Origin of the sequence: Pantoea sp. ICBG 828 (genome assembly GCF_002928355.1) — a bacterium.
Lineage (GTDB): Bacteria > Pseudomonadota > Gammaproteobacteria > Enterobacterales > Enterobacteriaceae > Pantoea > Pantoea dispersa.
Window position 1 is genome coordinate 239,820 of the sequence record NZ_POWN01000007.1, and the last position, 23,329, is coordinate 263,148.

Below are 23,329 nucleotides of genomic sequence, written 5' to 3' on the forward strand. Positions count from 1 at the left end.
CCATGCACCTGCATGCAAACCGCCCCATGAGGCGATCAGGCGTGGCAGTGGGGGCATTGCGCGCCTTTAATGTAGGATATATTTAACTATGTCAAATCAAGCTTTGGTGAATTACTTCTATAAATCCATGAGTTAATGTGTATCTTCACTAAAGAATATCTAACTATAAATTCCCAATCATATGATAAGCTTTCATTCTTTTTTATATGCATATTCAAAAGAGAGTGGTAAACTTGCTGAGAAATATCCCCAGCATTCAACAGCTTTCGATAGTTTATCAAATCCTGCGCTACTCTCCAGAATGAGTTAGATATTGATTCGCCATGCCCATTTGCTATACACGCGGCACTGATATGATAGTTAATATGTTTTTTTATTAAATATGGAAGGCTATGATTAGCTGTTATTACATAATTCATATCTACATTTGGATAAGGATTCTCTTTAAATATGACAATCAACAAAGGCTCATCGACTTCAAAAACAGAATAATCATCATAAAAGGGGTTGAAAAATCTTCTCCATTTACTAAAAGCTTTTTTTGAACCCTTATCTCTATTGCAATCACCACAACATGGAATTAAATTTTCTGGCAAAAAAGAAAACTGTGGCAATAGTGCTTTACTGTAGTAATGGTCCAGCGTTCGGCAAGGTGACACACCGCAATATGGGCATAAAATTTCCTCATCAACATAAGCATCTCGAATGGCATCAATAAAAGCTGTCTTTCTCTTCATGCTTGGATTGGAATAAATCCATTCCAAAGCAGCCTTATGTTTGATAAGGTTCCTTATAGCGTCATGGTTTAAGTAACCATTTTGCTTCATCTCGAAATCATACTTTATTAGTTCGGCCATGAGACTGGCTTCATCTTTACGTAAAGATGAAATTCCTTCTGGTTCATCAAATGAAAGAAATGCGCGGACAGCTGAAGATATATCAATATTACTAAGAATAGAGTCAATATCTTTAGGCTTTGTTAAAATTCTCACTTGCTCTTTTTCTCCATTAAAATTTTGTTCAGAGTGTCAGAAGAAAAATTAGAGAATTTCTTGATTATTTGTGGAATAGAATAACTATCTGCCATCCGTTTAACTTCCTCTCGAAAAATTGCATTCGAGTATAAATCACCAAATACATCTATCATAATTTGATGTGTATCAGCACCGAAAGTTTCAATGTTTGTCTTTTTATAGTATGTTTTACCATTACCTCTATGCAATATGGTAATTTGTTCTGAAGGAGTCTCTCTTAGCACAAGAGGAGAGTGTGTTGAAATTAAAGCAATTGAATTAGTGTCCCTGAGAACATGTGTAACAGAATTAATAAAATGAGTGAGAAGACTTGGGTGCAAATAATTTTCCGGCTCTTCTATGATAACAAGGCTATTATTTTCAATTGTTGATATAATCGAAAACATACCAATTAAAAATGACAACTGACCTGAACTAAAGCTAAAAGGAAAATCGTCTTTGTAAAAAACAATCTCCTCATCAGGCAAATAATACTCAACCTCAACTCCAGTTACAAGATCTATATTTGCTGAAAAACCCGCTAAACCCTCACGTCTTATCATTTCCGAAAAACTGTTATAGTAATATTTGTGAAGGTTGGTTTTTATGGAGAATGTAAAATCTGGTATTATTTTTTTTATTACAGAATCTAGTAACTCACTCTGTTTAAAAAAACCTTCTTTAGTAACATCTCTTTTGACAACCCTCTCAACTAAAGATAGCAATGTTAATTTACTTCCACGAGGGAAGAATTTATTAAAATATTTCTCGGAAGTTAATGAAATAAAGTGATAATTATTAAGCCGACTTTTGTCTCGCGTAATAGCCGATGGCCTATAACATTTATCATTTATTGTATTCGAAACAACAACCAATCTACTATAAACAGTTTCATCGTCGCCACGAATAGATCGCCCAAAGACCTTGTCTTTTATTAGATTACATAAAATATGAGTTTTTCCACTTCCATTCTTACCAATGAGGACATGAAACGGAATATTAATATCAACGCTATTAGTCAGTGGGAAACCAACCTTATAAAAATATTCATCCAAATATGCAAGGTTTTTGGGTCGCATTATTTCATATACAACCCCCTCATTGTTGATAATATGTTTATATCCATTTTGAAATGCATATGTACTGAATGTATTATCAAGAAGCAAACTGATAATGTTATCGTTTACATATTTATTTGCGAATGAGCGTGATTTATATATATTAAGATGAGTCCCCAAGTCGTTTAAGGCTTTTAAAAGCAACAAAGCATCCTCACTATTCATATTTTTATTTATATATCTATATGCATCCTCAGAAACTTGGGTTACATAATCAATTTTGAATTCTTTTTTAATTCTAAATAACGACATCCCACCACTGCTTTCAAGTAGATTTGAAATCTCATTCTCTTTATTTATTTCACCAATCAAAAGCATCCTGAGAGGAACTTTCATGTCGTCATCAAGATAATAATTCAAATAGTCCTCTAAAAATAATGTTGCAATAACAGCGTCTACAACAAATATCTTTTTATCGTTAATATTTTTATTAACACGTTTAATCCTACGAATACTCAGCGAGCATTTAAAATCGCCTGAGGCACCAAAACCAATATCTTTTACAGTTATCACAAAAAGCACCTCTCATTTATAATGATTTATTTAACCTTTACCCCTTAGGAATCATGCTACTAGCATAAGACTGCATCATATGTCTACGGTCCTCTAGATATTGAGCATGATTATAAGTGCCATGAATCTTGTTCTTATCTGTATACGCTAACTGCATCCCAACCCACTCTGAGGAAAAGCCTTTTTCATGTAAAATCGTGGATAAAGTGTGTCTAAACCCATGCCCTGTAACTCTCCCGTTATAACCAATACGCTTGATAACCTGATTTATACTCGCTTCACTCATCGGTTTGTTAGGATTATTACGTCCTGGAAAAACATAACGATAGCTCCCTGTCATGACTTTTAGTTCACTGAGTAAATCTAACGCTTGAGTCGATAATGGCACAAGGTGTGACCTGCGCATTTTCATCCTTTCAGCGGGAATTTCCCAAATTGCGTTATCCAGATCAAATTCTGACCATAAGGCCGCACGTAATTCGATGGTTCTCACGCCCGTAATCATCAGTAATTTCTTTGCAATCTGGACAAGCTTACTCCCGAAGTACCCCTCTAAGGCACGCAGAAAATCAGTTATCTCATCAGCTTTTAGGAATGGGAAATGATTGGATTGGTGTACTTCGAGAGCGCTGGAGAGATCAGCCGCAGGATTTTACTCCGCCTTACCCGTTGCAATTGCGTAGCGAAACACTTCGGAGCAACGCTGCCGCACTTTGCGCATTTTCTCCAACGCACCACGTTTCTCAATTTTACGCAGAACGTTCAGCAACTCTAGCGGTTTAATCTTTCCCACTGGCCTTGTTCCGACATAAGGGAAAATGTCGCTCTTAAACGCTTCTATGATGTCTGATGCATATCCCGCTGACCATTTAGCAGATTTAAGCTGATGCCACTCTCTGGCTATTTTTTCGAAGGCGTTCTCTGACTTTGTTTGCAGAGCTAGCTTTTGCTCTTTTCGAACCTCACTTGGGTTCTTTCCTTCTGCCACAAGTTTTCGAGTTTCATCACGACGGGTACGAGCATCGGCAAGGTGATCGTTGGGTAAACACTAAGCGAGATCATTTTGGGTTTACCGGCATAGCGATAACGAAACCGCCAGCTCTTGCTCCCATTAGGTTCTATAAGCAATGACAAGCCTTGACCATCCCCCAAGCGTATAGGGTTTATCTTCAGGCTTAGCGCGTCGAATTTGCATATCGTTTAAAGGCATGTGTAAAGGATTTCAAAATCGAACAAGAAAATATACACAATCCTATACATATTTAGTACCGGATTCTACTGGAAGGTTGTGGATTAATACGGAATAAAAAAGTAGTTAATTCATTGTAAAACAGTGACTTTATCGATTAACCCGGACATTTGAGGAAGTTAAACTGGTGCCGGAAACAGGAGTCGAACCTGCGACCTTCGCATTACGAATGCGCTGCTCTACCAACTGAGCTATACCGGCATTAAGGCGGGAACTAAGGGGAGTAAACATAGAAAAATCGGGGGGATGAGTCAAGATGGTGCCGGTTAAGTGCTGCGTTTTTCAGCATCACCCGGGCTGGCCTTACGATTTTGACGCGGAAAAACCGCCGCGAACACTGCCCTCTCGCGCCAGGCACAAAAAAAGGCGAGGCCGCAGCCTCGCCAAAAGGTGCTGGCCTCAATCGTAATAAGGAAGCTTACGATCGACACCGTTGATATTGACCAGCACAAAGCCCGTCGGCGTAGTTTTATTGGTCGGCGTACCTGCTGCCGTCGCGACGGTAAGCACGCCTTTCTCGTTAGCCCCAATACCCGCGACGCCATTGTGCAGGCCAAAGCGCGCCGCCGGTTTGAGGGTGCCCATTTTGGTGGTATCCGTCACCACCGAGAAGTCAGGCTGGAACAGCGAGCAGGAGCCAGCTTCAAAACGCGTCGGACCGGTGGTCTTCAGGTTAATCAGCGTGTCGCCGCTGTTGGCGCGCAGCTTCACCCATACCACGGCATACGTGGTGCCGACGCGGCTGTAGCGAATATCCAGCACCGCCGGCTGCCCCATATGGCAGGCGTCAGCCCATACCGTTTCCAGCCGCTGCAGGTTAATCCACGTTTTCCCGGTGCCCGCCAGATTGACCGGCGAGGCGGCCGTTCCGGTTGGCTGGGTGGCGTCGGCTTTACCAATCAGCTCCATCACCCACTGCTGATTCGCCGTCGGAAAGAACAGCTGGCCGAGGCGATACCAGTTATCGGTGTCGGTATTGTTGGTGACTTTGTGGCCGCTGTAGTAGCCCGCGCGGAATGAGCCGGTGATCAGCGTGCCGTGATGCTCTTCACGGCGATAGCCGTAGTCAAAAGTCGACAGCCAGCGCGTGCCGGCCATATCGTTCGAGATTTTCGCCCCGGACTGCAGGCCAATCTGGCGCATGATGACGCGCGCATTATTGAGATTGAACGGCGTGCCGCAATCCTCAATGTTCAGCGTATCAATGCTCCAGGCACCGTCCGACAGATCGCCCGGATTACGCGTGTGCTCAATCCACACGTTACGCATGATGCCCTGCGTCACGCGCGGCATGTACAGCGTGGCGTCGCCATAGCCGGTCTGGAAGTTACAGTTGCAGATCTCGATAGCCGTTGAGTGGTCCCACTTGCCGTTTGGCGAGTTCGACCAGCCAATGTCAAACACCCGGCCATAGGTCCACAGCGTGTAGATCTGGTCAAATTTACTGTCGAGCGTATCCAGCGCTTTAATCACCGTGCCGCCGCTGTTTTGCGCGCGGAAACAGTAAATATTTAACGTGGTGCCTTCGATGCAGGTGTTTTCGAAGAACGGCTGCACGTTGGTACACATCTCGGCGGTAATGGTACCTTTGTTGGTGGTGACGTCGGCCGATGCCTGACCGTGCCAGGTGATGCCTTTGATCGCGGTCCGCCGTGCCTTCACTTTGAACACCGTGTTGGCACTTTTGTCGGAGATGATGGTGGTGCGCGGCAGCGAACCCAGCTCCACGTCATCCCCCTGCAGGCCAAAAAAGGCGATCTCGGTGGCGCTGATGTCGATCGGGTTGATCAGGAATTTACCGCCCGGGAAACGCACCGGCAGGTCACGGATATTACCGCTGTAACCCTGCGTCCATGCCAGCATGCGGTTAAAGGCGTCGGTATCGTTGGCGTAACCGTCCCCTTTCGCGCCAAAGTGGTAGACGTTGACGTCAGCCGGATCGTTGATCACGCGTTTCCAGTAAAAGCCATTGCCGACCGCCAGCGTACCGCCGTCATCGGCGGCCGTGGTGGTGCCGATAAAGCCGGTGAAATCACCGCCGCCACGGAAGGTAGAGTCCGGGTTGTAGCGGCGCAGGAACGCCAGGTCGCCGTTTTTGGCCGGCACAGTGGTACGCAGTTCAGCAAAAGAATTAACTTCGATCATCTTAGCCTCCTCGGCATTTCAGGTTTGCAATACAAAGCGAGAGAACAGCGTCAGTGCGCCGCCGGGCGGCAGTGCTGGTCCCAGAGATCGTTGTGGTTGTTGATGGCGCGCACGGTGCGAATGTCCATGCGTTCGGCGTCATTGCCGTGGGTGTAAATCGGGGAAAATAACGAACAGGCGGAGTCGATAACGACGGGCGCCTCAGGGTTGGTGGTATTTCGACTGCTGCAGCTTGTCACGAGCAGCAGCGTCATCAAGATTACCGTTGCGGGTTTCCACACGTCTGGCCTCCTCACGCAGCTGTTGCTGCTGCTGATTAACTTCAACCGCCTGCGCGGCGGTCTTTTCGGCCTGCGCAACATCAGCTTTCGCCTGCTGCTGCACCTTGCCGATTTTTTTGCCGCCGGCGTAGCTGGCAATCAGCGCGGCAATCACGCCGCCAATCGCCGCCAGCCAGTGCCAGCTGCCGGCAAGCTGAGAAAGAAGAAAGCTCATGGTTTGTCCTCCAGCGTTTTTCTCTGCTCCACCAGGTTCTTCTGACGCACGAACTGCGCCAGTACGCCCATCGCCACCATGAAGGCACCGATCAGGCCGAGATAGTTGTGCGGCAGAATCTCTTTGATATCCGCCGGCAGCGCGTTCCATGCATCCAGCGCTGACGAGGGAAACGACTGCACCCAGGCGCTGAGCATCGAACCCAGCGACGCCAGCCACACCGACCAGGTTTTAAACAGCAGGCGCGCGTGTTTAACAAACTCCAGCGTGGTGAAGCGCTGCAGCAACAGCAGCAGGATGATGGCCGCCAGCACGGCGATAACGAACAACAGCCAGCGCATGTTCATAACAGCCCCCGATAAATGTCGTAGGTGCCCGTGCGCATCACTTCGGCATGACGCCGGGCGCGCCCCGCAGTTTGCCGTGCCCACAGGCTATCGAGCATGGCGTTCGCCGCCGCGTCGAAATCGCGTTGCGTCACCGCGGTGAGCATGCCGCGAAACAGCGCCAGACCGTCGACGCCCATCTGATAGGCCATGCTGATCAGCACATCGCTGCGCGCCTCGTTGCATTGACTCAGTGCCTGCTGCACCAGCGCGCGCTGCTGCATCTCCTGCACCTTGCCCTCAACGATGCACTGCTTCCACACGTCGCCAACGCGGCGCGGCACGCGGAAGATATAGTGGCTGAGCGACGCGCCTTTCGGCCCGATGCGAATACCGCCCGCAACGGTGGGAAACCCCTGCGTGTCGAGGTAAGGCGCTTCGCGGTATCCCTCTTCGAAATTCAAAATGGCAATGATTTGGCTCATAACGGTTCCTCTTTGACGGGCGCAACGGCATGAAAAGCTGCGCAAATAACCACAACACATAAATCTCGCTGATCGGTTGCGCCGGGCGACAGGCAGCCGTTAAGCGCAACGCTCAAGCGCAACTAAACAGTGAGGAAAGGTGAAACGTTCCGTTCAGAACTGGGAAAACAGCAGAGAATTAACGCACGGCGTACAGATGAACGTGGGGCAAACAGCAGTTATCAAAGCTGGGGTTGTCGTTGCAGGGCCGCGTGGGCGCCAGTACTGCGCGGTCTACCCGGGAGCGGATTTCCCGCTGGCAGATGCGCTCGGCGGTGCGCAGGGTGATCTCATCACACTCCAGGCCCAGGGCACTGTCGATGCTGCGCTTCAGGCGGCTGAGCGGCTGACGCCGCCGGTGGCGACGGGTGCGCGCGTTTCCGCTAAAGACTGATTTGCCATATTGAATAATCGCCATAACTCCTCCTGTGAATGAGTCTTTGGCGATGGGGTGGTGAGCACGGCGATTCGGCACAGACCGGGACGTCCGTGGCCCCTCTGCAATCACCCGCAACTGGCTTGCCCGGCCGTAAAAAACGGCCAGGCGTAAGCAGAGGAGAGTGAAAGCAGAGGACAACTGACGACGCTGCTAAGTGCGTATCCACCCCATCCCAAAATTCACTGACTTTGGGTGGGTTGTCTCGCGCTTGTGCAGCGCCTCAATTGTTTAAGAGCGGGCTCATCCGGGAGCAGAGATGTCGTCCATCTATGGTCAAATTATTAACAGGTTCTAATGCATTGGCAAACACTGACAGTTAATTTTTTATTTACCGACAGTTAAATTTTTGATTTCAGCCGGATTATTTTTTTTGCCGGTTAGCACACTGCTGCTCAGCCCAGAATCTGATAGTCACGCGCTTGGCTCATGATGACGCGGGCAATCACCTGCAGCGACGCCGCTTCGTCCAGCGTCAGATACCAGGTCTCGTAGCGCTTATTGTCGGAGATCACCGCCACCTTCTTGTGCTGTAACTGCAGCCGCTTGAGGTAGAGCTGGTTGTCGAGATTGAACAGATAGATGCCGTCACCGTCGAAGCGGTGCACGCTGATATCGACGAACAGCTGATCGCGCGGAGCAAAAGTCCCGGCCATGGAGTCACTGTTCAGGGCAATCAGCCGGATATTTTCGGCCGGGCGGCCGTTAAACAGCACGCGCGCCTCATCCAGACCGTATTCAATTGCCTGAATGGTCTCGACCAGTTCGTCGCGCGCGACAATACCCTGTGCGCTGCGTTGCCCGATATCCAGACTTTCGACGCGGAACATGTGCTGCGGATCGATCAGGCGCTGACGGGCAAGCGCCACATCCGGTTTTTCCATGCCGAACTGTAGCCACTCCACGCGCACGCCTAACAGCTGGCTGAGCGCCAGCAGATTACTGTCATCCGGAATGGATTGCGCGTTAAACCATTTCCAGACCCCTGGAGTTGAGATCCTGCATCCCCGTTGTTGCAGTGCCTGAGCGACCTGTTTGTTCCGTCCATGTCCGACAATTCCCGCGCTCTCGCATGCGGCAATCAGCCTGGCAGTAAAAGCTTGTCTCGTACTCTCTTTTTTAACCATCAGTTAATAGTCTGCCATCAGTAAAAGACTGAATGTTATTTTCATTTTTGCTACCAGTTCATTTTATATTACCGCTAGTTTACTACCCAACTGCTTTTATCAATAAAGCTGGACGATCATTATCCTCTTCGCCCTGATGGAAACCAGTAATGAATCTCTGACAGCTTGTTCTGACAGGGGTTTTCAGGATTGTTCTGTAACGCTGAGACCAGCACCCACAGCAAAAAATGGGCGAAAAGCCGCAGGCGCGCCACAGATGACAGGAATAAAACGAAAAGCTCTGGAAATAACTGGATCGAAAGCGATCAAAAAGGGCACCGCGTCAGGTGCCCATTATGATGCCGGAGAGAAAACTAACGGCGCAGGGTATCGTCGCCCCAGCCAATCCATTTGTAGGTGGTGAGCGCTTCGAGGCCCATCGGACCGCGCGCATGCAGTTTCTGCGTACTGACCGCCACTTCAGCGCCGAGACCGAACTGGCCGCCGTCGGTAAAGCGGGTGCTGGCGTTGACGTACACCGCCGATGAGTCGACCTGATTCACGAAGCGATTGGCGTTGCCAATACTGCGCGTCAGAATACCGTCGGAGTGCTGGGTGCCGTGCGCGCGGATGTGCGCGACCGCTTCATCGAGGTCCGCCACCAGCTTGACGTTCAGATCGTTCGACAGCCACTCATCGTCGAATTGGTGCATCTGCACCGCCACCACGCTGGCCGGGCCCTGCTGCAGCAGCGCCAGCGCGTTTTCGTCGGCGTGCAGCGCAATGTTCTCCTGCGCCATACGCTGCAGAAACGCCGGAATGAAGCGTTCGGCCTGATCGCGATGAATCAGCAGGGTTTCCAGCGAGTTACAGGCGCTGGGACGCTGTTTCTTGGCGTTAACAATCACCTCCAGCGCGGCGTCCGTCTCCATGGTTTCGTCGAGATAGAGATGGCACACGCCGATACCGCCGGTGATCACCGGAATGGTGGAATTTTCGCGACACAGCTTGTGCAGCCCGGCACCGCCACGCGGGATCAGCATGTCAACGTAGCGATCGAGCTTCAGCAGCTGATTCACCAGTTCGCGATCCGGGTTCTCAATCGCCTGCACCGCTGCTGCCGGTAAACCATGCTCGATGAGCGCGTTCTGGATCACCCGCACCGTGGCAGCGTTGGTGCGGTAAGTCTCTTTGCCGCCGCGCAGAATCGCCGCGTTGCCGGTTTTCAGGCACAGTGACGCCACATCGACCGTGACGTTAGGGCGCGCTTCGTAGATCACGCCGATCACGCCGAGCGGCACGCGGCGTCGCTCAATGCGCAGACCGCTGTCGAGCTGTCCACCGTCAATCAGCTGACCAACCGGATCGGCCAGACGGCACACCTGACGCACGTCGTCCGCAATGCCTTTCAGACGCTGCGGATTGAGCGTCAGACGATCGAGCAGCGCCGCGCTCATGCCGTTATCGCGCGCATCGGCCAGATCCTGCTGGTTGGCCGCCAGAATGTCGGCACTTTCCGCTTCCAGCCGATCGGCGATGGTCAGCAGTACCTGATTTTTTTGTTCGGTGGAGAGCTCCGCCAGTTTGTACGACGCCTCACGCGCCGCTTTACCCATCTGTTCTAACATCATCCGCTCCTTAACTGACGATCATATCGTCGCGGTGCACCGCAACCGGGCCATATTCGTAACCGAGGATCTCACCAATCTCCTGACTGTGATGACCGGCGATCATGCGCATCGCATCGCTGTTATAGCGCGTGACGCCGTGGGCGATGTCGCGCCCCTGCAGGTTACGAATGCGGATCACTTCGCCGCGTGAGAAATTGCCCTGCACCTCGCGGACGCCTTTCGGCAACAGCGAGCTGCCGCGCTCCAGCACCGCCGCCAGCGCGCCGTCGTCAATAGTGATCTCGCCCGCCGGTGGCGCGCCGAAGATCCAGCGCTTGCGGTTTTCCAGCGGCGACTGCTGCGCGTGGAAACGCGTCCCGACCGGTTTACCGTGCAGCACATCCCCGATGACATCAGGGCGGCTGCCGGCCGCAATGATGACGTCAATGCCGGCGCGGCAGGCGACATCCGCCGCCTGCAGTTTGGTGGCCATGCCGCCGGTGCCCAGACCGGAGACGCTGCCGCCAGCCAGCGTGCGCAGCGCATCATCAATCTGATGCACATCGCTGATCAACTCTGCTTCGGGATTGGTGCGCGGATCGGCGGTAAACAGGCCCGGCTGATCGGTCAGCAGCAGCAGTTTATCGGCACCGCCGAGCATTGCCGCCAGCGCGGACAGGTTGTCATTGTCGCCAACCTTGATTTCCGCAGTTGCCACCGCGTCGTTCTCGTTAATCACCGGCACGATATGGTTGTCGAGCAGCGCGCGCAGCATATCGCGCGCGTAGAGGAAGCGTTCACGATCTTCCATGTCGGCGCGCGTCAGCAGCATCTGCCCGATATGGATACCGTAGATGGAGAACAGCTGCTCCCAAAGCTGGATTAAACGGCTCTGCCCCACCGCAGCCAGCAGCTGCTTTGAGGCGATGGTCGGTGGCAGTTCCGGGTAACCAAGGTGTTCGCGACCAGCGGCAATCGCGCCTGAGGTGACGATGATAATGCGATGACCGGCGGCGTGCAGTTGTGCACACTGCCGAACCAGCTCCACCATATGCGCCCGGTTCAGCCGGCGCGATCCGCCGGTGAGGACGCTGGTACCCAATTTGACCACCAGGGTCTGACTGCCACTCATGTTTTTCCTGCCATGTAAGAAAAAAATCTGCGAAGGGACGTTTTAACAGGAGTCAGCAAGGAAGCCAACAGCGGCAAGGGGAAAAGCACAAAAAACGCCTGACAAGCGGGTAGACCAAAAGTTCGCGATTAACAAGAAATCAGAAAAAATGTCATAAATCCTTCATTGCCAGTCGGTAAAACGTCCCGTGTTTTACAAACCTTTTCACGGGTACAACAAATTTTACTCATTGGGATTGATAGCAAAATGAAGAAAAGCACACTGGCACTCATCGTTTCCGCGCTGGCTCTGGCCTCAACCGCACAAGCCGCAGAAGTTTATAACAAAGACGGTAACAAACTGGATCTGTACGGTCGTGTGAAAGGCATGCACTACTTCAGCGACAACGCAGCCGCTGACGGCGACAAAACTTACATCCGTCTGGGCTTCAAAGGGCAGACGCAGATTAACGACCTGATGACCGGCTACGGTCAGTGGGAATATCAGTTCCAGGGTAACCGCGCAGAAACCAACACCGACGCTAACATCGGTAACAAAACCCGTCTGGGCTTTGCCGGTCTGAAGTTTGGTAACTACGGCTCTGTTGATTACGGTCGTAACTACGGCGTGGTTTACGATGTGCTGGCATGGACCGACGTGCTGCCAGAATTCGGTGGCGACAGCGCCTACACCGACACCTACATGCTGGGCCGTACTTCTGGCGTCGCCACTTACCGCAACAGCAATTTCTTCGGTCTGGTTGATGGCCTGCGTTTCGCGGTGCAGTATCAGGGCAAGAACGATTCCACCAGCGCCAACGGCCGTTCAGAGATTCCTAAGCAGAACGGCGACGGTTACGGTGCGTCACTGGGTTACACCCTCGGCGATAGCGGTGTCAGCCTGATGAGTGCGATCTCCTCTGCTGACCGTACCAACTCGCAGGACGTGGCGACCCGTCTGGGCCGTGGTGACAAAGCGGAAGCCTGGGGCGCGGGCATCAAATATGACGCGAACAGCATTTACCTGGCATCGACCTACTCTGAAACCCGTAACATGACGCCAATCACAGGCGGCGTGGCGAATAAAACGCAGAACTTTGAAGTGGTTGCGCAGTATCAGTTCGACTTCGGTCTGCGTCCATCGCTGGGCTACGTGCAGAGCAAAGGCAAAGACATTGAAGGCATTGGCGATGCGGACATCGTGAAATATGTCGACGTGGCGATGACGTACTACTTCAACAAAAACATGTCGGCCATGGTTGACTACAAAATCAACCAGCTGGATGACAACAACCCGCTGGGCATCAACAGCGATGACGTGGTGGCGGTCGGTCTGACCTACCAGTTCTAAGCGTCAGCATTACCCTGTCTGTGTCTGCAAAAAAAGAGCCGGCTCATCACCGGCTCTTTCTTATTCAGGTCTGACTCAGGTTCAGGCGCTGAGTTTAACCGGCTCTTCTTTGAACCCCGCCGCGGGCCTGAGATCAAGCTTAAACTCATGCAGCGTGGCTTTCAGGCGCTCGTGGAAATTACGCAGCGTGCTCTCCACTTTCTCATTGTTCTCTTTGCCCTTGATCGCGGCCACGCTCCAGTCGCCGTCTTTATCAAACAGGCCGAAGTGGTATTCGTAGGTGAAGTGATCTTCATAGGCGTTCAGCGTCATCCACCAGCCCCAGAACTCGCGGCTTTCCGGCGCCGGTTTGACGTTGACGCACGCCGCCAGGCAATCAAAGAAGAAACGCGTCTCTTCACACTGTCCTTCACGGATGTACGGCCCCAATTCGGTGAAGCGCTTAAGCAGGCGACTACGGGGGTGACCACTCGGTAACGTCATGCTAACTCTCTCCCTCAAATAAACCGTATAAAACGCAGCGCGGCGGCAAAACGCCACCGCACGTATTTTCCCGAAGATAAGTTGTAGCAGAGTCTGCGTATTTCGCCAGTTAGCGCTGCAACTGTTTTGCCAGCCAGTCGCAAATTTGATTGAGCGCCTTGTCAAAGCTGGCAAACACTGGCGTAGCGGGAATCGCCAGCGCCTTGCCCTGCGCCGAGGAGTTGACGATCAGCTGCGCCTCCTCTTCCGGGCTGAACAGATCGTTGGGCCAGTAAGCGGCCAGCATCGGCACCGGCGTCCGGCGACCCAGCAGGCCCTGCACTTTGAGCGAATAGCGGTTGAGCTCGATGCGCAGATTGCTGTCGGAGGTCGACGACATGCCCAGCCGGCTGGCCAGCATGTCCATATACATATCCGGCAGCTGCTGCTGGCGCTGCGCATCGACAAACACGTGATGCACCATCGGCCCGAGCGACGCCACCGCGCGCAGACGCGGCACCTCAAGGTAAGCCAGCCGCGTCGCCACGTTGGCGCCGAAGCGGTAACCAAACAGCGCCACGCGCGTGTGATCAATCCACGGCACGTTGCTCAGCTCGCGCAGCACCTGCTGATGCAACTGGCTGGTGTCCTGATTGAGCGTCCATTTGCTGCTGAAACCCACCGACGGCATATCCAGCGTCAGCATGGCGATGCCGCGCGGTGCCAGATAATCATGAAACAGCCGGTAATGGTCGCTCTGCAGCGAGTCGAGACCGCCGCACAGCAGCACGGTGGGATACGGCGCGCTGGCCTGCGCCGGCATATGCAGGAAGCCGGTGACCGGACTGCCGCCGCTGATGGGAAAGGTCAGGGATTTCAGCTCGCCGGGCAGGCGCTGGGTGGCTTCTTCATAAGCGCGATTCGCCAGCACCTGCGCCTGATCCGCCAGCTCATCGCCTTTAATGTAGGGATACGCGGCCAGGCTGTACAGACTGGCGGCATGCAGCCACTGCTGGCCGGCCTCATCGTGATCGGCGTTCTGCATTGCGCGCTGCTGCCACAGCGCCGCCTGCTTCGACCACTCATAGTTCCAGTTGCCGCCGCGATAGCCAATCACCGTGTCCAGCAGCGTTTCGTCGGTGTGTTCAAATTTACTGACGGCAATGCGCGCCAGCACTTCGCTGATCTCCTGCGGCGCCAGGCCGCGCCACGTCCACAGCAGCTTATTCAGCATGCGATACCAGCCGCGCTGGGTATCGCCTTCCAGGGCATTGTGCACCTGCGCCGTCGGGTGGTGCTGGCGATGCACCAGCGAGGAGGTTTCCGGGTGTTTGAAGCGGGGTTTGAACAGTTCTTCGCTGAGATTTTTCTCGGCCATCTTAAGCTTCTCCTGCGGCAGTCGCATAGATGGCTAAGAGTGTACTGCACCCGCCGCACGGGCGCGAGGCGCAGAAAGCACAACGCCCGGCATAACCGGGCGTTGTTTGCGTTGCATCAATCAGCTTTTTACAATCGGCGGAATGTACACCACGCCCATGTCCCACGGCTGCTCGATCCAGGTGTTCTGCGGAATATCGACAATGTAGTCGTCCACCAGCGCGCGGCCGGCCGGCTTAGCGAAGATGGTGCAGAAACGCGCTTTTGGATACATATCACGAATCGCCTGCGCGGTACCGCCGGTATCCACCAGATCGTCGATGACCACAAAACCTTCACCGTCGCCTTCTGCGCGCTTCAGCACTTTCATTTCACGCTGGTGATCGTGATCGTAGCTGGAGATGCACACGGTATCGACGTAGCGAATCCCCAGTTCACGCGCCAGCAGCGATGCCGGAACCAGACCACCGCGGCTGACCGCGATGATGCCTTTCCACTGTTCCACAGGAAGCAGGCGCTGGGCCAGTTTACGGGCATGAATCTGCAGCATGTCCCAGGTAACGACGTATTTTTCGCTCATAAAAGGAATCCCGGCCAATGAGATTGGCTTAAAAATATGCAAGGGGGAAAAGGTTGCGCGAGATTATAAGGATCTGACGCGTTAAAAACCAGCACCCGTCACATCGGTTGCAGGTTTTTAGCGCGCCCGATGGCGCACCCGGCAGGAAACAGTGATATTCTCTGGCCCATCACGTCAGATGTGCTGACGGCGATCTTTCACTGGAAACCCGCGTGCGAGCGGTATGTCCGCCGCGCTGACACAGGAGACGCGTTGTGTCTGAATTGTCTCAACTTTCCCCGCAGCCGCTGTGGGATATCTTCGCAAAAATCTGCTCTATTCCGCACCCTTCTTACCATGAAGAAGCGCTGGCCGAATACGTTGTTGGCTGGGCTAAAGAACAAGGTTTCTGGGTTGAACGCGATCAGGTCGGCAATATCCTGATTCGTAAACCTGCTACCGCAGGCATGGAAAACCGTACTCCGGTGGCGCTGCAGGCGCACCTCGATATGGTGCCGCAGAAGAACAATGACACGGTACACGACTTCACCAAAGACCCGATTCAGCCGTACGTTGATGGCGAGTGGGTGAAAGCGCGCGGCACCACGCTGGGTGCGGATAACGGTATCGGTATGGCCTCTGCGCTGGCGGTGCTGGCTGACAACAGCCTGACTCACGGTCCGCTGGAAGTGCTGCTGACCATGACCGAAGAGTCGGGCATGGACGGCGCCTTTGGTCTGCAGCCAAACTGGCTGCAGGCGGACATCCTGATCAACACCGACTCGGAAGAGGAAGGTGAGATCTACATGGGCTGCGCCGGTGGTATCGACTTTATCACTACCCTGCCGCTGAACCGCGAGGCCGTGCCTGCCGGTTTTGAAACCCTTAAGCTGACGCTGAAAGGTTTGAAAGGTGGCCACTCCGGCGCGGACATTCACCTCGGTCTCGGCAACGCCAACAAGCTGCTGGCGCGCTTCCTTGCCGTGCACGCTGCTGAGCTGGATATCCGTCTGATTGAGTTCACCGGCGGTACGCTGCGCAATGCGATTCCGCGCGAGGCGTTCGCTACGCTGGCCATCGACAGCCATAAAGTGGATGCGCTGAAGTCTGCTGCCGCCCACTTCCAGGCTACGCTGCAGAATGAGCTGGGCAGTAAAGAGAAGAACGTCGCCGTGCTGAGCGAGCCGCTGGCGCATCAGGGCCAGGCGCTGACCGCAGACAGCCGCGATCGCTTCATCAACCTGCTGAACAGCACGCCAAACGGTGTGATTCGCAACTCGGACGTGGCGAAAGGCGTGGTGGAAACCTCGCTTAACGTCGGCGTGGTCACCATGGAGCAGGACAGCGCCGAGATCATCTGCCTGATTCGCTCCCTGATCGACACCGGTAAAGATTGGGTGGTCGAAACCCTGACTTCGCTGGGTGCGCTGGCCGGGGCGAAAACCGCGCCGAAAGGCGGTTACCCGGGCTGGCAGCCGGATGCCGACTCGCCCATCATGGCGCTGACGCGTAAAACCTATGAAGCGCTGTTTGGTAAGACGCCAAACATTCAGGTGATTCACGCCGGTCTGGAGTGCGGTCTGTTCAAAAAACCGTATCCAGACATGGACATGGTGTCGATTGGGCCTACCATCACCGGTCCACACTCGCCGGACGAGCAGGTGCACATCGACAGCGTCGGTCTGTACTGGAAACTGCTGACCGCGCTGCTGAACGTGGTGCCGGAAAAAGCGTAACGCCGTTGCGATAAAAAAAATCCTGCCTCCGGGCAGGATTTTTTATTTACGGTAACGGTGCCGCGTCAGGCGACCGCGCTGTAGCTCTCGTCCAGCGGCAGCTCAGCCATTACAACCCCAGCACCAGCTGGCGCTCCAGCTGCGGATTTACCAGCGTGACGTGCAGCCCCACCAGCCGCACACCGCGTCCGGCGCGGCGTTCATCCCAGGCCTGACGCGCCACGGCGATCATGTCGTCTTTATTCAGCACCGGCCAGACATGCTCCTGGGTGGTGAGCTGGAAATCGTTGAACTTCAGCTTTACGCCCTGGCGTGCAATCTGCTTATCCGGGCGGATCGCGCTGAGACGGCGATCGAGCTCGGCGTAGAGAAAATCAATAATCTCCAGGCACTGCTCCCAGTGATGGATGTCCTCGCCCAGCGTACGCTCGACGCCCAGCGATTTGCGCTCGCGCTCCACCACCACGTCGCGATCGTCGATGCCGTTGCTGCGCTCCCACAGCACGCGGCCAAATTTTCCAAAGCGCTTCAGCAGCTGCGCCAGATCGGCCTGCTGTACGTCAGCGCAGGTGCGCAGCCCCATCTCTTCGAGCTTTTTGGTGGCCACTTTGCCAACGCCGGGAATCTTGCTCAGCGGCAGCGTCAGCAGAAAGTCCGGCATCGCCTGCGGCGTGATCACATACTGGCCGTCTGGCTTGTTCATGTCTGAGGCGATTTTGGCGAGGAACTTGATCGGCGCAATGCCGGCGGACGCGGTCAGGCCGGTTTCGCGCAGGATATCGGCGCGAATCGCCTGCGCCATCAGCGTGGCCGATCCCTGGCAGTGTTCACTGTCGGTGACGTCCAGGTAGGCTTCATCCAGCGACAATGGCTCAATCAGTGGCGTATAGCGGGTAAAGATGGCGCGAATCTGCTGCGAGGCTTCTTTATAGGCGTCAAAGCGGCCGGGCAGCAGTTTCAGATGGGGACAGAGGCGCAGCGCCGTGGCGGTCGGCATCGCGCTGCGCACACCGTATTTCCGCGCCGGATAGTTGGCGGTGCTGATTACGCCGCGCTGCACGCGGCTGCCGCCGATGGCAATCGGGATATCACGTAATGAAGGATCGTCGCGCATTTCCACTGCCGCGAAAAAGCAGTCCATATCGACATGAATGATTTTGCGCATACGCCCCTCCGGATACTGGATAAGTATACAGCAGAGAAAAACAACGGCAATATTTGTGGCGCGTGCGATTAAAGTTTACAAATTTGTGGTCGTATTCCCTTTAGGATTGCACCATTTTCTCGGACTCCGGCTTGATTAAACGCCAGACAATGATAATGTTGCGCTGCGGTAGCGGATATTTCCGATAATGCAATACAGTGACGCACTGCGTCAGCGTTCCTCTTCACTTCAAGGTACACACAGAATGGGCAGAATCGCATTATTGTTTGCGATGATTCTTATGCCGCTCCTGAGCTGGGCAATGACGCCTGAGCCAATGCAGCCGCTGGCTCCGGTGAGCAAAGAGTTAAAGAAACAATTACTGGGTACACCGGTATTTATTCAGATCTTCAAGGAAGAGCGTACGCTGGAACTGTACGGCAAAATCGGTAATGAATATCGTCTGCTGGACAGCTATCGCATCTGTAACTTCTCCGGCGGCCTCGGGCCGAAACGTCGTCAGGGCGATTTTAAAAGTCCGGAAGGCTTTTATAACGTGAAGATGAATCAGCTTAAGCCGGACAGCCGTTTTTATCGCGCCATCAATACCGGATTTCCGAATCAGTACGATCGCGCCAAAGGCTATAACGGTAACTATCTGATGATTCACGGCGATTGCGTGTCCGTGGGCTGCTATGCCATGACCAACGCATCGATGGATGAGATCTTCACTTACGTGAACGCCGCGCTGCGTAACGGTCAGCAGGATGTGCAGGTCAACATCTTCCCGTTCCGCATGACCGACAGCAACATGCAGCGTCATCGTTACTCGACTTACATCAGCTTCTGGCGTGAACTGCAGCCGGGCTATGCTTACTTCGCCAAATACCACGTGCCGCCAACGGTCAACGTGACGGCAACCGGTCAGTATGCGGTGAACAACACGCCGGTCATGACCACGCCGGAAGCGGCGTCGAAATCATTCCTGGCGCTCACCCAGGTAAAATAATGCCCACTCACCTGGCACGATGCGGTGCCAGGTTTCATTACCGGTCAGCGGCTGCGTCGCAATCACCGTCACCACGTCTTTCGGCGTGGTCTGCTGCAGAAAGTCAATCTCCACATCCTGATCGAGCAGCTTCGCTTTGCCAAACGGCGCGCGGCGCGTAATCCAGTACAGATTGGTTGAGCAGAAGGCCATCAGATAGCGTCCGTCAGACAGCAGCATATTGAACACGCCCTTCTGGCGCAGCTCTGTCGCCAGTTCCGCCACATAGCGAAACACCGCCGGCCAGTTGCCCGGCGTGCGCGGATAGCGCTCAGCCAGCTTATGCAGAATCCAGCAAAACGCTTTTTCGCTGTCGGTTTCGCCTACCGGACGGAAATGCCCGGTCTCCAGCTGGCGATAGCCCTTTAGCTGGCCGTTATGCGCGTAAGTCCAGTTGCGGCCCCACAGTTCGCGGGTAAACGGATGGGTATTTTCCAGTGACACCTGTCCGCGATTGGCCTGACGAATATGTGCCACCACCGAGTGCGACTTGATCGGATACTCCTGCACCAGGCGGGCAATCGGCGAGTTGTAGCTCGGCAGCGGATCTTTAAAGGTGCGGCAGCCTTTATCTTCGTAAAAGGTGATGCCCCAGCCATCTTTGTGCGGCCCGGTTGCACCGCCACGCTGCACCAGACCGGTAAAACTGAAACAGATATCCGTGGGGACATTGGCGCTCATCCCGAGCAATTCGCACATAGCAACCGCCTTATCAGAACCTCCCGCGGGCGCGGGAGGAGCACGTCATCACTTAACCATCTCTTTTTCGATTAACAGCATCAGGATGTGGATCACTTTGATGTGAATCTCCTGAATGCGATCGGCATATCCAAAGTGCGGCACGCGAATTTCGATATCGGCCGTACCGGCCATTTTGCCACCGTCTTTGCCGGTCAGGGTAATCACTTTCATGCCTTTGGCGCGCGCGGCTTCTACGGCTTTGATGATGTTGGCCGAGTTACCCGAAGTGGACAGCCCCAGCAGCACATCGCCCTCGCGCCCGACCGCCTCGATGTAGCGGGAGAACACATAGTCGTAGCCAAAATCGTTGCTGACGCAGGAGAGATGGCTGACATCCGAAATGGCGATGGCCGGATAGCCAGGACGATTTTCGCGGTAGCGCCCGGTCAGCTCCTCAGCGAAGTGCATGGCATCGCAGTGCGAGCCGCCGTTGCCGCAGGAGAGCACTTTGCCACCGGCTTTGAAGCTGTCGGCCAGCAGCACGGCTGCGCGCTGAATGGCGTGAATGTTGGCTTCATCACTCAGGAACTTATTGAGCGTATCGGCGGCTTCATTGAGTTCTGAGCGAATAATGTCCTGATACATAGGGATGTCCTTTAGAGGAAAATTGACCCAGCAAGTTTAACGGAATGGGCCAGAGCCGCAAAGCGCCCGCAGCAGGGAAAAGCGCGACGCCGCGCTGGCGTCCAATTGCCGGCGCGATTTTGTGAGTTCGGTTGTAATTGCGATGTAAACAGATTGATAAATTTCGTGCGCTGCTCTAAATCTTATCACTAACAGGTCAGACCTCTTACAACTTACGGAGCGGTTCATTATGTTGCTTGCCTCGATCATCGCGACGCTGGTGTTAATTAGCGCCCTCTTCTACCATCAGATTTCACTGCGGCTCAGCAGTGCGATTGTGCTGCTGTGGACCGCGGCACTGGCCGCCACCGGCCTGTGGACGCCGTGGCTGCTGCTGCCGCTGGCCATTATTCTGCTGCCTTTCAACCTGCCGGCGATGCGCCGCAGCATGTTCTCTAAGCCGGCTCTGCACAGCTTCCAGAAGGTGATGCCGCCGATGTCGCGCACCGAAAAAGAGGCGATCGACGCCGGTACCACCTGGTGGGAAGGCGATCTGTTTCGCGGCAAACCGGACTGGCAGAAACTGCACAACTATCCGCAGCCGCGCCTGACCGAAGACGAACAGGCGTTTCTGGATGGCCCGGTAGAAGAAGCCTGCCGCATGGCTAACGACTTCGAAATCACCCATGAAATGGCCGATCTGCCGCCGGAGCTGTGGGCTTACCTCAAGCAGCACCGCTTCTTTGCCATGATCATCAAAAAAGAGTACGGCGGTCTGGAGTTTTCCGCTTACGCGCAGGCGCGTGTGCTGCAAAAACTGGCAGGCGTGTCTGGGATCCTGGCGATCACCGTCGGCGTGCCGAACTCGCTGGGCCCGGGTGAACTGCTGCAGCATTACGGTACCGATGAGCAGAAAGATCACTACCTGCCACGCCTCGCGCGCGGCGATGAAATCCCCTGCTTTGCGCTGACCAGCCCGGAAGCGGGCTCCGACGCCGGCGCCATTCCGGATACCGGCGTGGTGTGTATGGGCGACTGGCAGGGCCAGCAGGTGCTGGGCATGCGTCTGACCTGGAACAAGCGCTACATTACCCTGGCACCGATTGCCACCGTGCTCGGCCTCGCCTTTAAGCTCTCCGACCCCGATCATCTGCTGGGCGAAACCGAAGAGCTGGGTATTACCTGTGCGCTGATCCCGACCCATACGCCAGGCGTTGAGATTGGCAGACGTCACTTCCCGCTGAACGTGCCGTTCCAGAACGGGCCGACGCGCGGCAAAGATATCTTTGTGCCGATCGATTACATCATCGGCGGTCCGGCCATGGCCGGTCAGGGCTGGCGCATGCTGGTTGAGTGCCTGTCGGTAGGACGCGGCATTACTCTGCCGTCTAACGCGACCGGCAGCCTGAAAAGCCTGGCGCTGGCGACCGGTGCCTACGCGCACATTCGCCGCCAGTTCAAAGTCTCTATCGGTAAAATGGAAGGGATTGAGGAGCCGCTGGCGCGCATCGCCGGTAACGCTTACGTGATGGACGCGGCGGCGACGCTGATCACCAGCGGCATTATGCTGGGCGAAAAACCGGCGGTGCTGTCAGCGATTGTCAAATACCACTGCACCCATCGCGGCCAGCGCGCCATCATTGATGCAATGGATATCGCCGGCGGTAAAGGCATCATGCTTGGCGAGAATAACTTCCTGGCGCGTGCCTATCAGGGCGCTCCAATCGCCATTACCGTTGAGGGCGCGAACATCCTGACGCGCAGCATGATTATCTTTGGCCAGGGCGCAATCCGCTGCCACCCGTGGGTGCTGGAAGAGATGAACGCCGCCGCGAAGAACGATCTCGTCGCCTTTGACCGCGCGCTGTTCAGCCATATCGGCCACGTCGGCAGCAACAAAGTACGCAGCCTGTGGCTTGGCCTGACCGGCGGCCGCACCAGCGCTACGCCAACCCGTGACGCGACCCGTCGCTACTATCAGCAGCTGAATCGCCTGAGCGCCAACCTTGCGCTGCTGTCAGATGTGTCGATGGCGGTGCTGGGCGGTAGCCTGAAACGTCGCGAACGTATTTCGGCACGCCTCGGCGATGTGCTGAGCCAGATGTATCTGGCATCCGCCACGCTGAAACGCTATGACGATGAAGGCCGCAACGAGGCGGATCTGCCGCTGGTGCACTGGGGCGTGCAGGATGCGCTGCATCAGGCGGAAGTGGCGATGGACGATCTGCTGCGCAACTTCCCGAATCGCCTGGTTGCGGGTGCGCTGCGGCTGGTGATTTTCGCCGGCGGCAAATACTGCCCGGCACCGTCCGATAAACTGGATCATAAGCTGGCCAAAATGCTGCAGCTGCCGTCCGCAACCCGCACCCGTCTGGGCCGTGGCCAGTATCTGACGCCGAGTGAGCACAACCCGGCCGGTCAGCTGGAGCAGGCGCTGCAGGATGTGATGGCGGCAGAAGTGATTCACGATCGTCTGTGTCAGCAGCAGAAAAAACACTTCTCCTTCACCCGGCTGGATGCGCTGGCCCAGCGCGCGCTGAAAGAAGGCTGGATTGACGAGAGTGAAGCGAAGGTGCTGACGCGGGCCGAAGCCAGCCGGCTGAAGGCCATTAACGTGGATGATTTTGCGCCCGAGGCGCTGGCGGTGGCCAAACCGGACAGCAAACCCAAACCGAGCGCCCGCCCCAGCGAAGCGGCGTAAC

Annotated in this window: 21 protein-coding genes, 1 tRNA gene and 1 pseudogene; 4 read left to right on the plus strand and 19 right to left on the minus strand. The window is 54.4% G+C overall.

The features are described from left to right. Positions 1–86 precede the first annotated feature (86 nt). From C1Y43_RS23690 to proB, 13 genes and pseudogenes are all read right to left on the minus strand, one after another. A complete protein-coding gene (locus tag C1Y43_RS23690) occupies positions 87–992 on the minus strand; it encodes an HNH endonuclease (RefSeq protein WP_146068671.1) in 906 nt (301 codons plus the stop codon). Further along, positions 989–2,644 carry an AAA family ATPase gene (locus C1Y43_RS18175; protein ID WP_146068672.1) on the minus strand — a complete coding sequence of 552 codons (1,656 nt, stop codon included), beginning with the start codon at positions 2,642–2,644 and terminating at the stop codon, positions 989–991. Before C1Y43_RS18175 ends, C1Y43_RS23690 begins: the two co-directional genes overlap by 4 nt. A 37-nt stretch (positions 2,645–2,681) precedes the next feature. Continuing rightward, a pseudogene (locus tag C1Y43_RS18180) lies at positions 2,682–3,854 on the minus strand (tyrosine-type recombinase/integrase). 164 nt (positions 3,855–4,018) lie between these two features. Next, positions 4,019–4,094: transfer RNA gene (locus C1Y43_RS18185), tRNA-Thr, on the minus strand. A 198-nt stretch (positions 4,095–4,292) separates the two neighbouring features. Next, complete coding sequence (locus C1Y43_RS18190) at positions 4,293–6,038, minus strand: amylovoran biosynthesis protein AsmF (protein ID WP_021507268.1); 1,746 nt, start codon at positions 6,036–6,038, stop codon at positions 4,293–4,295. Positions 6,039–6,088: 50 nt separating this feature from the next. Beyond that, positions 6,089–6,292, minus strand: a complete 204-nt coding sequence (locus C1Y43_RS23995; RefSeq protein ID WP_125310414.1) for a hypothetical protein — start codon at positions 6,290–6,292, stop codon at positions 6,089–6,091. Continuing rightward, positions 6,240–6,533, minus strand: coding sequence for a hypothetical protein (locus C1Y43_RS18195; RefSeq protein WP_058769339.1), 294 nt, complete (start codon positions 6,531–6,533; stop codon positions 6,240–6,242). The genes C1Y43_RS23995 and C1Y43_RS18195 overlap by 53 nt, the downstream gene beginning before the upstream one ends. Then, complete coding sequence (locus tag C1Y43_RS18200) at positions 6,530–6,874, minus strand: hypothetical protein (protein WP_031279668.1); 345 nt, start codon at positions 6,872–6,874, stop codon at positions 6,530–6,532. The genes C1Y43_RS18195 and C1Y43_RS18200 overlap by 4 nt, the downstream gene beginning before the upstream one ends. Positions 6,875–6,876: 2 nt before the next feature. Further along, a complete protein-coding gene (locus C1Y43_RS18205; protein WP_021507272.1) occupies positions 6,877–7,344 on the minus strand; it encodes a glycoside hydrolase family protein in 468 nt (155 codons plus the stop codon). Positions 7,345–7,522: 178 nt separating this feature from the next. Then, a complete protein-coding gene (locus tag C1Y43_RS18210) occupies positions 7,523–7,801 on the minus strand; it encodes a hypothetical protein (protein WP_021507273.1) in 279 nt (92 codons plus the stop codon). A gap of 413 nt (positions 7,802–8,214) precedes the next feature. After that, complete coding sequence (locus C1Y43_RS18215; RefSeq protein ID WP_031279669.1) at positions 8,215–8,946, minus strand: S24 family peptidase; 732 nt, start codon at positions 8,944–8,946, stop codon at positions 8,215–8,217. Positions 8,947–9,299: 353 nt separating this feature from the next. Further along, entirely contained in the window at positions 9,300–10,553 is a 1,254-nt protein-coding gene (gene proA / locus C1Y43_RS18220) for a glutamate-5-semialdehyde dehydrogenase (protein WP_104189151.1), read from the minus strand. A gap of 10 nt (positions 10,554–10,563) precedes the next feature. After that, positions 10,564–11,667, minus strand: a complete 1,104-nt coding sequence (gene proB / locus C1Y43_RS18225; RefSeq protein WP_058758012.1) for a glutamate 5-kinase — start codon at positions 11,665–11,667, stop codon at positions 10,564–10,566. A gap of 246 nt (positions 11,668–11,913) precedes the next feature. Here proB and ompC point away from each other — a divergent pair, with 246 nt between their 5' ends. Beyond that, entirely contained in the window at positions 11,914–12,996 is a 1,083-nt protein-coding gene (gene ompC, locus C1Y43_RS18230) for a porin OmpC (RefSeq protein WP_021507277.1), read from the plus strand. Between the two features lie 81 nt (positions 12,997–13,077). Here the strand turns inward: ompC and crl are convergent, their stop codons facing one another. The 3 genes from crl to gpt all read right to left on the minus strand — a co-directional run bounded on the left by crl (position 13,078) and on the right by gpt (position 15,415). Next, positions 13,078–13,479, minus strand: coding sequence for a sigma factor-binding protein Crl (gene crl, locus C1Y43_RS18235; RefSeq protein ID WP_021313042.1), 402 nt, complete (start codon positions 13,477–13,479; stop codon positions 13,078–13,080). Positions 13,480–13,588: 109 nt separating this feature from the next. Further along, positions 13,589–14,836: an esterase FrsA gene (gene frsA / locus C1Y43_RS18240; RefSeq protein ID WP_058769336.1), complete on the minus strand. Its 1,248-nt coding sequence runs from the start codon at positions 14,834–14,836 to the stop codon at positions 13,589–13,591. Between the two features lie 120 nt (positions 14,837–14,956). Next, positions 14,957–15,415 (minus strand): xanthine phosphoribosyltransferase, encoded by a 459-nt coding sequence (gpt, locus tag C1Y43_RS18245; protein ID WP_021507279.1) that lies wholly within the window; start codon positions 15,413–15,415, stop codon positions 14,957–14,959. Positions 15,416–15,669: 254 nt separating this feature from the next. On the opposite strand from gpt, the gene pepD reads away from it, so the two are divergent. Next, on the plus strand, positions 15,670–17,130 hold the full coding sequence (gene pepD / locus C1Y43_RS18250) for a beta-Ala-His dipeptidase (protein WP_059011002.1): 1,461 nt from the start codon (positions 15,670–15,672) through the stop codon (positions 17,128–17,130). A 109-nt stretch (positions 17,131–17,239) separates the two neighbouring features. Here the strand turns inward: pepD and dinB are convergent, their stop codons facing one another. Further along, positions 17,240–18,295, minus strand: a complete 1,056-nt coding sequence (gene dinB / locus C1Y43_RS18255) for a DNA polymerase IV (protein WP_058758014.1) — start codon at positions 18,293–18,295, stop codon at positions 17,240–17,242. A gap of 244 nt (positions 18,296–18,539) precedes the next feature. On the opposite strand from dinB, the gene dpaA reads away from it, so the two are divergent. Then, on the plus strand, positions 18,540–19,283 hold the full coding sequence (gene dpaA, locus C1Y43_RS18260) for a peptidoglycan meso-diaminopimelic acid protein amidase (RefSeq protein ID WP_021507282.1): 744 nt from the start codon (positions 18,540–18,542) through the stop codon (positions 19,281–19,283). Here the strand turns inward: dpaA and C1Y43_RS18265 are convergent. Together C1Y43_RS18265 and lpcA are read right to left on the minus strand one after the other, a co-directional pair. Then, positions 19,254–20,021, minus strand: coding sequence for a class II glutamine amidotransferase (locus C1Y43_RS18265; protein ID WP_021507283.1), 768 nt, complete (start codon positions 20,019–20,021; stop codon positions 19,254–19,256). The two genes, dpaA and C1Y43_RS18265, sit on opposite strands and share 30 nt — an antisense overlap. A 48-nt stretch (positions 20,022–20,069) precedes the next feature. Continuing rightward, positions 20,070–20,648, minus strand: coding sequence for a D-sedoheptulose 7-phosphate isomerase (lpcA, locus tag C1Y43_RS18270; RefSeq protein ID WP_021507284.1), 579 nt, complete (start codon positions 20,646–20,648; stop codon positions 20,070–20,072). 229 nt (positions 20,649–20,877) lie between these two features. On the opposite strand from lpcA, the gene fadE reads away from it, so the two are divergent. Further along, positions 20,878–23,328: an acyl-CoA dehydrogenase FadE gene (gene fadE, locus C1Y43_RS18275; protein WP_104189153.1), complete on the plus strand. Its 2,451-nt coding sequence runs from the start codon at positions 20,878–20,880 to the stop codon at positions 23,326–23,328. Position 23,329 lies beyond the last annotated feature (1 nt).